We start from the raw sequence: 11,038 nt of genomic DNA on the forward strand, positions 1-11,038 counted from the left end.
TCTCTCGATAAATCGAGTTTGTGACTGTACTCGCGCTAACGCTCGTGGTGGTGTTCACTTCGCTCACGGTGGTACTCGCTTCGCTCGTGTTCAAAAACCGCGAGCGAAGCGAGCACAATAAACAAAATACGATGCAAGATAAAGAACAGTCTTGGTTAGAGCGGCTCTCGATGGAAAGTTGGCAGGCGGAGATGGTAATTTCCGGGGTGGCGATTTTCGGTTCTTTTCAGCTGTTTGAAGGCGTGAGAAGCCTGATCGATTGGTTTTATTTCAGTCTTCCGGGCAGTTTTATGTATATCGCGTACTTTCTTGGTTTTTATCTTTTTATAGCGGTTGCCGTTTTGTGTATGAGCTTTTTGGGGCACTTTATTGTGCGTTCGATTTGGATTGCTTCTATTGGATTAGAGAGTGTTTACCCGGAGATACGCCGAGATAATGACACTTATACGCCCCATTTTATGGATCAGCTCTTACGTCAATTTCCAAGTTTTAAAGACTTTAATGGAGAGTTGGATAGGGTAGGGAGTTCTATTTTGGCATTTGCCCTTATGTTGGTGATGGTTTTCATAGGCATTGGGTGCCTTATTGGGTTAGCGTTGTTGTTGGGGACGATAACTGCCATGTTTTCGACCGAAGAAGTAGGATTAAAGGTATCGTTGGTTTTACTGGGGATAGCTGCTCTGGTCACCTTTATTAATGCAGCTTTGAATAGTAAGGCTTTGCAGAATCGTGCTTGGGTACAAAAGATTCATTATCCGTTGACAATAGGAATTGGCTATGTTTTTGCCAACGTTTTCTTTCGGCCACATGCTTACTTGAGTTTTATTATCCGGACCAATCTTGATACCAAACGCTACTGGAAGTTTATGACGGTTGTTATGATTGGTGTCGCTATAATTTCTGGTAGTGTCTTTGAGCGTACCCATATCTTGGCCTTGATGGACGATGTTTATTTTCGCTATGATCAACGTACGGACCGATTGTACAGTAGCAATTACCTTGCTGAATCAACGGATCAGGAGTTGGCTTTTATTAACCCCCAGATTCCGTCAATGGTTATTCATTCTGCTGCCGATTTGACCCTTTTTCTACCGATCCCGGAACGGGAGGAAAGGAAAATCTTTCTGGCGTGTTCAGAAAAGGAACCTTCGGGGATTGATGATCGCAAAGCGGCTCGTTTAGCTCGCTATAATTATCGTTTAACATGTTTCAAAGAACAGATCATTATAGAAATAGATGACCAACCAGTAGAGGTGATTATGAAGGTATATACCCATCCTCATGATTCAGAACCGGGGCTGCAGTATTTCTTTCCAGGCTTGGAATTGTCAACAGGAGAACATCAAGTCGTAATTCGGCATTTGGCTTTAAAAGGAGAGCAGGAGAAAGTTGATCGTGTCCCTTTTATTTATCTTCCTAAGTAATAGCTGGTTAATACGTCCTAATATTTTGTTAATCCTTGCTTTAGTAAGTATATTTTCCTAATTTTATTTCACAATTTTTCTCGCGACTAAATTGGGGATGAAAGATTTTTTTCTACAACGACTCTTGCAGCGTCTGGAAAAAGACGGTAATGACGACCTGGCACTCATTATGGAGTTCGGGGCTAATAGCTATTCTACAGAAGAGTTAAGTATTATTTTACGACAAGTAAGTGAACAAAAAGAGATTGCCAGTCTGTGGCAGCACCGATTGTTTTTAGTTGGTTTTAGTGTTTCTTTTTGGATCGCGGTGGCCTTTATTGCTGCTGCTTGTCATGCCCGATTACTAAGTTTTCTATTTCTGGCGATGGTACCTGTATCGCTACTTCTGGCCCTTGGCGGCCACTTTTATTTGCGACGGACATTTCCGGTTTACCGAAATATTCACTTGGTCGCCTCTATTATCNAACAAGAGCTGGATCGGCGTAAAAAAGACGCCTCTATCTTTTAGCATTTATTCGCATTAATTCTTTTCCTTGAATTATAGGGATATTCGTTTCAAACCAAATGAAATCTCCCGGCAAGCTGTTAACTTGTCTGTCATTAATAGACAGAGAGAGGTTTTGTGATTTATTTCTGTCAAACTACAAATATCGACTAGTATGAAAAATCTTTTAGCCATTGGCTTATGCCTAATAGGTCTTACCCTGTTTGGCCAGGGCGAATTTCAGGCATTCGTACACGAGCAGGCCACTCAAATGGAAGACAAAGTTATAGAATGGCGCCGCTATCTACACGAACATCCCGAGTTGAGTAACCGAGAGTTTGAAACAGCAGCGATGGTTGCTAAACATCTACAGGCGCTAGGAATGGAAGTTCGCACGGAAGTAGGCCTTACGGGTGTGGTAGGGATTCTTCGGGGTGGTAAGCCTGGTAAAACGGTTGCCTTACGTGCCGATATGGATGGGCTTCCGGTAACCGAACGTGTAGATATTCCCTTCGCCAGTAAAGTGACGACTACCTTTTTAGGGCAAGAAACCGGAGTGATGCATGCTTGCGGGCACGATACCCACGTAGCGATGCTTATGGGCGCGGCTGAAATACTAGCAGGTATGAAAGCAGATGTACCAGGGACGGTCGTTTTTATTTTTCAACCAGCAGAAGAAGGTGCTCCTCCGGGAGAGGAAGGTGGCGCAGAGCTGATGGTGAAAGAAGGCGTACTGAAAGAACCTGCTGTAGATGCTATTTTTGGGATACACATCAACTCCAAAACGCCGGTCGGAGAGGTGAGGTTTAAACCAGGCGGTGCCCTCGCTGCAGTGAACCGGCTGGTGATAAGGGTAAAAGGAAAACAAACCCACGGTTCTACTCCCTGGACGGGCGTTGACCCTGTAACGGTCTCTGCTCAAATTATCCTGGGGCTGCAAACAATTGTGAGCCGACAGACGGAACTGACAAAAGAAGCCGCAGTCATCAGTATTGGCAAGATCACAGGTGGAGTGCGCAGCAATATTATTCCTGAAGAAGTAGAAATGATTGGTACTATTCGTACCCTCGACCCGGAAATGCAGCGCGAGATTCACGAACGCATACGTCGGACAGTCACTCATATTGCAGAAGCATCAGGAGCAACAGCGGAGGTGGAAATTGAAAAAGGGTACCCCGTTACGTACAATGACCCAGAGCTGACGAGGGCAATGGGCAAAACGATGCAGGCGGTAGCTGGTGTGGATAATGTTGTGCTTACACGAGCGCGCACTGGTGCAGAAGATTTTTCTTTTTATGCGGAGGAAATTCCGGGTCTTTTTGTCTTTTTAGGCGGTATGCCTGCTGGTCAAGACCCTGCTGAAGCTGCTCCTCACCATACACCGGATTTTTATATTGATGAATCGGGCTTGCAGCTAGGCGTTGAGTTATATACTAATTTTGCGCTCGACTATTTGTTATTGATGAATGATTAAGTTGTAGGGATTCTATCGAAAAAGTAAGGCCTTTGGGCGGATCAATTTGTTTTTATGGCCTTACTTTTTCACCTTGCTGAGCGTTTGGGATAACAAGCCAAAACCTTATTTTTGGGAGCTATATGAAATCGTTTGGTGGAAAAGCGTAGGCTGGACTTCAGTCCGGCCACAATCGCAATATTTTCCTACTCGGACTGAAGTCCAAGCCACGTCTTAGGTATTCAATCCCAAACGATTTTATCTAGCGCCATTTTTTTGCGCACTTATTAAGTAATTCACCATGCAAAGTTTTTTAAAAGGAGTAACATCTTACCTGAAAGGACTTCAGCTGATTGCCAAACATGGCTTGTGGCTCTATTTTTGGATTCCGGTCCTTTTGAGTCTGGTTCTGGGGGTCGTTGTACTACAGGCGGCTTGGGGGATCAGTGACGATTTAGGCGGTTGGTTGATTTCTTTTTATCCTTTTGAATGGGGAAAAGCAACCTTCGAAAAAATTGCTACTGTAACTGGTGGTGTAAGCCTGGTTGCTTTTACGCTCCTTGTTTTTCGCTATATCATAATGGCTATAGCTGCCCCATTTATGAGTTTGCTCTCTGAAAGGTTAGAGCAAAAAATGTATCCGGAATTACCAAAAACAAGTTTCAGTCTACCCAAGATGTTGAGTGACCTTGTACGAGGGTTAAGGATAGCTTTGCGCAATATCATTCGAGAGGTTGTTATCACCCTTTTTCTTTTGATCTTAGGAATTATTGTCCCGATTATTAGCCCCTTAGTACCGATAATGATCATCTTGGTGCAAGCTTATTATGCGGGGTTTGGTAATTTCGATTACACACTAGAGCGGCGTATGGGCGTCAGGGAGAGCGTTCGTTTTGTGAAAACAAACCGTACTCTCGCCATCGGCAATGGTATTGTCTTTGTGGTATTACTGATGACGGTAGTCGGGTTTCTGTTTGCGTTGCCGCTAGGTACTGCAGCTGGTGCGGTAGTTACCTTGGAAGAATTGGAAGGTAGCCCGCAAAGTTAGTGCTTGTCTTCAAAATTATCGAGGAAACTCTATTGGGCTGTAGGCAGAGAAAAACTAAAAGTAGAACCATAGCCAAGGCCCTTGGAGGCTACACTGATTTCGCCGCCATGTTTTTCTATAATCCGCTGGCAGAGGCTTAAGCCCAAGCCATTGCCTTCGTACTCCTCTTTTTTATTTAGGCGACTGAATAGCTTGAATATGCTTGCAATGTATTGAGGTTCAATGCCGATACCATTGTCTTGCATCTTGAAATGATACATGTCGCCAATTTTTGCAAAGCTCAAACTAATGCTTGGAGGATGATTACAGCGTCTAAATTTGATAGCATTAGCCAATAGGTTTTGAAAAAACTGGACAAGCAAACTTTCAAAACCATCTACGACAGGCAGTTTAGGATAGGAAACAGTACACTGGGTTTCTGAAATGATTACAGAAAGATTCTGCGTTACACTTTGTAAGGTCTGGTTTAAATCTACCGCCTTTATTTCTTGGTTGTGATCCCCGATTTTGGCATAAACCAATAGGCCATTAAGTAGCTGTTCCATTCTGCGGGCACCATCAATGGCAAAGTTGATGTATTCTTCTGCCTCTTCTTCAGAAAGTTGTTCTTTCCTGCGTTTGATGAGGCTCAAAAAACTTGCAATGGTACGAATGGGCTCTTTTAGGTCGTGGGATGCGGCATGCGCGTATTGTTCCAAATCATTATTAGAGCGACGGAGGTCAAGAACAAGTCTTCGGAGCCTACTGGTACGGCTATCCACCAGTTCTTCCAGTTTTATCCGATACTGATGGAGCTTCTCCTGGGTTTGAGCGTGGATAATTCGATTTGCAGACATTGCTGCTACGGTTTCCAACAAGTACAAATCATCGGTGGTGAAAAAATCTTTATCAGGGTGTTCAGAATCAATAACGCCAATAACTTTTCCTTCAAGGCTTATTGGTACGGCCATTTCGGAATAACGCAAGGCATCGTCAAAAATGTAGCGATGATCCTTGCTGGTGTCCGGCACAATAATAGATTTCCCGCTTCGCGCTACATGACCCACTATTCCTCTACCCAATGGTATTTCCAAGCGATTAATAATTTCATGTGCTTCCGGGTTTTTCAAGCCATGCGCGGCTTTTTGTACAAGTACCTGCCGTTTTTCATCAAGTAAATAAACAACACAATCAATGAAGCCAAGTTTAGCAATTACATTAGTGGTGATCGACCAGACAATCTCTTCAATTGTATTTTGTCGCAATAGAGAAGTCGCAAAGTTATTTATAATCGTAAGGTGACGCTCTTTCTTTTGCAAGAGCGCTAATTGTTGCTTAAGTGCTGTACCCAATTGATCATCAGTAGGTTTGTCCACTTGTTATTGATATTTCCTCATAGTCTATTGTAGACGTTAAATTACGAAAAAGTCATGCATGATTTATATATATCTAAAAACACATAGCCGATCTAACAATAAAGCTAGATCGGCTACAGTGATTTATCGCGACTCTTCGTCACGATAATAGAGGTTCATTCTTAGACAATCTACTTTTCCCCGTAAACGGTAATACTGTAGATGCCAAATTCTTTACTAAAAGCAGCGATTTCACTGGCACTCAAATGTTGAGCCAACACTTCTTCTGGCAATACAATTGGCTTTCTCTTCTGTACCTGCAAGTTTTGGAAGCCTTGTTGGCGAAGCAAACCAAGATATTCTTCGTGCTGAATGGCACCAGCTACACAGCCGGCATACATTTCAGCGTCTTTCTGGAGGGCTGGAGGCAAATTCCCTTCCAGTACAATGTCAGAAATACTGAAATGGCCACCTGTCTTGAGGATGCGATGCGTTTCCGCAAAAGCTTTAGCTTTATTGGGTACAAGGTTGAAAACACAGTTGCTGACCACCACATCTGCTGTTTCGGCAGGAAGTGGAATATCTTCAATGTCTCCCTTGACAAAAGATACGTTGTTGTATCCAAGGGTGAGGGTGTTCTTACGGGCTTTCATCAGCATGTCGTCTGTGAAGTCTACACCAATGACTTGCCCGCTATCACCCGTTTCAGAACGAGCCACAAAACAGTCGTTTCCTGCGCCCGACCCCAAGTCAACTACAACATCTCCAGCCTTGATTTTTGCAAACTCCGTAGGGAGGCCGCAACCCAATTTCAAGTCTGCATCAGGTGCATAGCCACCTAGTGTGTCATACTCATCGGCCATGATACTGTAATCCATAGACTGATCGCCACAGCAGCCACCACCGGCAGCACGGCGAGCAATAGCACCATATTTTTCCTGAACCAGCTCTTTGAGTTCCGTCGCTGATTTGTTTGTATTGTCATCTGTGCAGCAATCACTGGCACAGCAGTTGGTGTCGGCGAGTGGTAAGCTGGCCGTTGTTTCTTGCTTGTTTTCCATTATTAATGTTGTTAATTTACTGGCTAAGAGATGGTGAAGTTATTGCCATCTTTAGTTAGCAGCAGCCTGGTGTTAGAATATTTTTGAAGAATTGATTTAAAAGAGGACTCATCTTTTCGAGGTATTCCAAGTTGAGACAGTAACAGGATTTTACACCCTCTACCTCGCCCTTGATCAAGCCTGCTTCTTTGAGCGCTTTCAGGTGTTGAGAAACAGTAGCCTGGGACAAAGGAAGTATTTCAACAATCTCGCCACAAATACAACTTTGCTTCTGAGCCAATGCTTGTAGTATCGCAATCCGTGCCGGATGCCCTAGTGCCTTAGCCAATGCTGCCAGCTCTTGTACCTCTTCTGGGAATATGTTCGATTTGTTAATTGCCATGTATTTTATCTTATATCGCAAATATACGATTAATGTTTACTTGTGTCAATACTTCATCTAAAAAAATATAGAAAACTGTCAAATTTATGAATTTGACCTACTGAATTCTCTGTTAGGCGGAGGTTGGACCCTCCGTCGACATGCGCCTAACAATCCCTCATGTGGTTTAGTCTGCTAAATTTGTGAATTGAGCCTATTGAGCCAGCCCCTGACATGTCCTTATAATCCCTCATATGGTTCAAAAAAACCTTACGTGCCTTTGGTGATTCAAATCGTCTGCTCTTTGGTGCCCTTGGTGGTTTAAAACCGAAAATCTTTGATCAAACCCTGACAATCCATATTCGTAAGTCCTATCCTTAAAACTTTACCTTTGCGGTAGCAAAAAATGTTAGCGCATTAAATCATAAAAGGAATGGAGTTTACCAATCGTATTACCCGCACCGCTTCAGCGGCCTTGTTCGAAGAAGCAAAGCGATATTTTCCAGGAGGAGTCAATTCACCTGTACGGGCTTTTAAGTCAGTATCGGGGCCGCCGTTGTTTATCCGAGAGGGGGATGGCTGCCGTATGACGGATGAAGACGGTAATACCTTTCTCGATTTTTGCTGTTCTTGGGGGCCGCTCATTCATGGACACAACAATGATCGTATCCGTGAATTTGTCGTAGAAACACTCAGCAAAGGCACCTCTTTTGGTACCCCCAATCGCATGGGCAATCAGCTAGGTCAACTTATTTTGGAAAATCATTCCTATATCGAAAAAATCAGGTTTGTCAGCTCTGGTACCGAAGCCGTCATGTCGGCCATTCGCCTTGCTCGCGGGGTGACGGGCAAGAACAAGGTCATTAAGTTTGACGGCTGTTACCATGGTCATGTCGATAGCCTGCTGGTTAAAGCGGGTTCAGGGTTGGCTACTTTTGGTACTTCTACTTCTGCTGGTGTTCCCGATTCTTTTGCACGCGAAACCCTGGTACTTCCTCTCAACGATGAGGTGGCTTTGGAGCAAACATTGGCTGAACACGCGCACGATATAGCCTGTATCATCGTAGAGCCAGTACCAGCCAATAATGGTCTATTGCTACAGAATCAGCATTTCCTCGAATGTCTTCGACTCAAGGCTTATAAGCACAATGTACTTTTGATTTTCGATGAAGTTATTTCCGGTTTTCGGGTAGGTTTTGAAGGTGCTGCCGGTTATTACGGGATACGCCCAGATATTATGACTTTTGGGAAGATTATTGGTGGTGGGTTCCCGGTGGGTGCTTACGCAGCCAGTGCAGAGATTATGTCACATGTTGCGCCCGAAGGGCCGGTCTATCAAGCAGGAACGCTATCCGCTAACCCCGTAGCTATGGCCGGTGGTTATGCCGCCCTAGAGCAGTGCTTAGCCGAGGGTTTTTATGAAACAATGGCGAACAAGACGAAAAAAATTGTGGCTGGTATTCAAGCGCATTGCGATAAGCATGGTTACGAAGTCAATATTCCTCATATAGGGTCGATTTTCTGGGTAGCCTTTAGCCGTAAAGAGATTCGTGCAGCTGGTGAAATAGAGGTGGCTAGTATGAATAAATTCAAGGTTCTTCATCACGAACTTCTACAGCGAGGCGTTTATCTTGGTCCTTCTGGTTACGAGGTGGGCTTTGTGAGTAGTGCACATAATGCAGCTGACCTAGAGGAAGCCAGCGCTCATATCTGTGCATCGCTGGATGTGGTATTTGGTGGTTAAGATGATTGATGTAAAGTAAAAGAGGGGGGCACCAAAGGCACTTAAGTTTTTTTTGAACCATATGAGGGATTATAAGGACATATAAGGTGGTGTGATTAGTACGTTGAAATCATAATTTGGCACTGCTCACGCGATAACAATAGGCGGCGGTATCCTTTAGGGTGCCGCCGTTTTTGTGTACCACATATCTACTTTTCCAACAACCATCTAACCATTAATCATCTAACCTTTTACACCGTTTGTAGTAGTTTTGATGTAGTGCTGATGTACCAATAAATTGCTGTAGTAGCCTTGATGTAGTGGTAAATAGTATCGGTGTGCGATTAAAGAATAATATTACGCTTAGGCTTGCGTGGGCGAAATACTAAATGGTCATTTCCCTTGTCGGAAATTATTACGCTTGCATGTAAAATATGAAACTGTTAGTTGTCGGAATCACTATCGTGTATTGGTCTCTGTTTGTCATAACAGGATTGTCACTTATTGCTGTATTTCTATACTTGAGGAAGAAAATTCTTCAGACGAAAGAAAAACAAAAAGAACTGATACATAAAGTGGCTGAGCTGGAAAAAAGAATAGCGATACATGCAGAGGAAGTAAAGCCTGATAAAAAGAACGGATCAGACTTGGATAAAGCAAAGATTGAACAAACGATTAATGCTAAGTTGGGGACATCTTCTTGGGGGATTTTGAAACTGATGGTTGAAAACCCGTCCATTAGCAATAAGGAGATTGCCAGGCAGGTATCCTTGAGTGTTGAAGGTGTCAGTTCTTCCTTGCGGAGAATGTACGCTTCTTTTGAAGTGAAAACCTCTAGTAATAAACGAATAGCATTGGTAATGAAGGCTTTGGAATTGTCGGAAGCACCTCTTGATGAGGAGGATGGTTAGGGGCCCCAGATACCTGTTTTTATGAATGGCACCTTAGATAATTGAACGGTCTGGCGTGCAAATGATAGTCAAATAAGAATTATCAAGCCTTGCTTGGTGAAAAGCTACGCCATCACGCCTATTTTAGTGCGTTTTATGGAGTCGCTGCTAATTATTTGATAATTAAATTAATGAAGTACTGATTCTTTAAAAAAAATTTATGTCGAAAATTCTACCATCTTGTTTTTTGAGGAAATTATTAATTATTAGCTTCTTGGTACTACCAGGGCTAGTAGCTGCTCAAAGGACAATAGTTTTAACCCAAAACGAAGGAGACGCGACAATAGGGTTAGATAGGAAAGCATTTGGCGGCCCCTACAGCCAAGGTTATCACCATGATTTTGACCTGGGATCCAGTGTTAGTCCTTGCGAGCGCATTGTTTCTATTAATTTAGATATAACTATTCAAAGCTATACAGCGAATATACCGCCTGGATGTGACCATTCCCGTGTTTATTATAATATATATTATGGTTGTGGTGTCTATAACGGTACAGGTGGGTCTTGCCCAACTGCAAATATAGTAGATGAACCTAATTTTGCTCCTGGTGGCGCTCCATATAATACGACTTACAGCTGTAACGACTATCCTTTCGATTTTGGTGGAAACTTTAGTGCTGATGTCGTACCCGTTTATAATACCGGGTGTACAGACGGTCAGAATGCCATTCTTGCAGGACATGTTGCCTATGCGCATACGGTAACCGTAACTATCCAGACGGACTTGGTTACGTGTTCAGGTACGGGTTGTTTGGCTGGAACTACTTCCGTCATGCCTTGCGATGATGGTGATCCTTGCACCACCGGTGAGTTCGCAACGTTCCTCGATTGTGACGGCTCTATCTGTATCCCTTGTGGCGGTGGAGTCCCTATCGGATGTGGCGGTGGCCCGACGACTGTGATGCCTTGCGATGATGGTGATCCATGTACCACCGGTGAATTTGAAACGGTCCTCGACTGTGACGGTACCGTTTGTATCCCTTGTGGCGGTGGAGTCCCTATCGGATGTGGCGGTGGCCCGACGACTGTAATGCCTTGTGATGATGGTGATCCATGTACGACGGGTGAATTCGAAACGGTTCTCGACTGTGACGGTACCGTTTGTATCCCCTGTGGTGGTGGAGTACCAATCGACTGTGCCAGCGGCCCAACTTCTGTGATGCCTTGTGATGATGGTGATCCATGTACGACGGGTGAATT

General features: G+C 43.8%; 8 protein-coding genes and 1 pseudogene. 6 read left to right on the forward strand and 3 right to left on the reverse strand.

What is annotated here, in order from left to right; translation table 11 throughout:
- Positions 1-131: 131 nt before the first annotated feature.
- The 3 genes from A3EU_RS0105720 (at position 132) to A3EU_RS0105735 (ending at position 4,409) form a co-directional block, all read left to right on the forward strand.
- On the forward strand, positions 132-1,424 hold the full coding sequence (locus A3EU_RS0105720) for a hypothetical protein (RefSeq protein ID WP_020535175.1): 1,293 nt from the start codon (positions 132-134) through the stop codon (positions 1,422-1,424).
- 659 nt (positions 1,425-2,083) lie between these two features.
- On the forward strand, positions 2,084-3,382 hold the full coding sequence (locus tag A3EU_RS0105730) for an amidohydrolase (RefSeq protein WP_020535177.1): 1,299 nt from the start codon (positions 2,084-2,086) through the stop codon (positions 3,380-3,382).
- Between the two features lie 280 nt (positions 3,383-3,662).
- The gene (locus A3EU_RS0105735; protein WP_020535178.1) at positions 3,663-4,409 is read left to right on the forward strand and encodes an EI24 domain-containing protein; all 747 of its coding nucleotides are present in this window, start codon (positions 3,663-3,665) and stop codon (positions 4,407-4,409) included.
- A 29-nt stretch (positions 4,410-4,438) separates the two neighbouring features.
- Here A3EU_RS0105735 and A3EU_RS32550 read toward each other — a convergent pair whose 3' ends face one another.
- The 3 genes from A3EU_RS32550 to A3EU_RS0105750 form a co-directional block, all read right to left on the reverse strand.
- Entirely contained in the window at positions 4,439-5,764 is a 1,326-nt protein-coding gene (locus A3EU_RS32550) for a sensor histidine kinase (protein WP_020535179.1), read from the reverse strand.
- 170 nt (positions 5,765-5,934) lie between these two features.
- Positions 5,935-6,804, reverse strand: coding sequence for an arsenite methyltransferase (arsM, locus tag A3EU_RS0105745; protein ID WP_020535180.1), 870 nt, complete (start codon positions 6,802-6,804; stop codon positions 5,935-5,937).
- Between the two features lie 55 nt (positions 6,805-6,859).
- Positions 6,860-7,186: an ArsR/SmtB family transcription factor gene (locus tag A3EU_RS0105750; protein WP_020535181.1), complete on the reverse strand. Its 327-nt coding sequence runs from the start codon at positions 7,184-7,186 to the stop codon at positions 6,860-6,862.
- Positions 7,187-7,598: 412 nt separating this feature from the next.
- Between A3EU_RS0105750 and hemL the strand changes: the two genes are divergently transcribed.
- The 3 genes and pseudogenes from hemL to A3EU_RS34175 all read left to right on the forward strand — a co-directional run.
- Positions 7,599-8,909 carry a glutamate-1-semialdehyde 2,1-aminomutase gene (hemL, locus tag A3EU_RS0105755; protein WP_020535182.1) on the forward strand — a complete coding sequence of 437 codons (1,311 nt, stop codon included), beginning with the start codon at positions 7,599-7,601 and terminating at the stop codon, positions 8,907-8,909.
- Positions 8,910-9,322: 413 nt separating this feature from the next.
- Positions 9,323-9,799: an AsnC family protein gene (locus A3EU_RS0105760; protein ID WP_020535183.1), complete on the forward strand. Its 477-nt coding sequence runs from the start codon at positions 9,323-9,325 to the stop codon at positions 9,797-9,799.
- 199 nt (positions 9,800-9,998) lie between these two features.
- Positions 9,999-11,038 (forward strand): annotated as a pseudogene (locus A3EU_RS34175) (hypothetical protein); the annotation flags it as partial.

The organism is Lewinella cohaerens DSM 23179 (assembly GCF_000379805.1).
Lineage (GTDB): Bacteria > Bacteroidota > Bacteroidia > Chitinophagales > Saprospiraceae > Lewinella > Lewinella cohaerens.

What these genes read in the sequence shown, in the direction of transcription:
- A3EU_RS0105720 (WP_020535175.1), top strand. Translation starts at nt 132, where the DNA reads ATGCAAGATAAAGAACAGTCTTGGTTAGAGCGGCTCTCGATGGAAAGT.
- A3EU_RS0105730 (WP_020535177.1), top strand. Translation starts at nt 2,084, where the DNA reads ATGAAAAATCTTTTAGCCATTGGCTTATGCCTAATAGGTCTTACCCTG.
- A3EU_RS0105735 (WP_020535178.1), top strand. Translation starts at nt 3,663, where the DNA reads ATGCAAAGTTTTTTAAAAGGAGTAACATCTTACCTGAAAGGACTTCAG.
- arsM (WP_020535180.1), bottom strand. Translation starts at nt 6,804, where the DNA reads ATGGAAAACAAGCAAGAAACAACGGCCAGCTTACCACTCGCCGACACC.
- A3EU_RS0105750 (WP_020535181.1), bottom strand. Translation starts at nt 7,186, where the DNA reads ATGGCAATTAACAAATCGAACATATTCCCAGAAGAGGTACAAGAGCTG.
- hemL (WP_020535182.1), top strand. Translation starts at nt 7,599, where the DNA reads ATGGAGTTTACCAATCGTATTACCCGCACCGCTTCAGCGGCCTTGTTC.
- A3EU_RS0105760 (WP_020535183.1), top strand. Translation starts at nt 9,323, where the DNA reads ATGAAACTGTTAGTTGTCGGAATCACTATCGTGTATTGGTCTCTGTTT.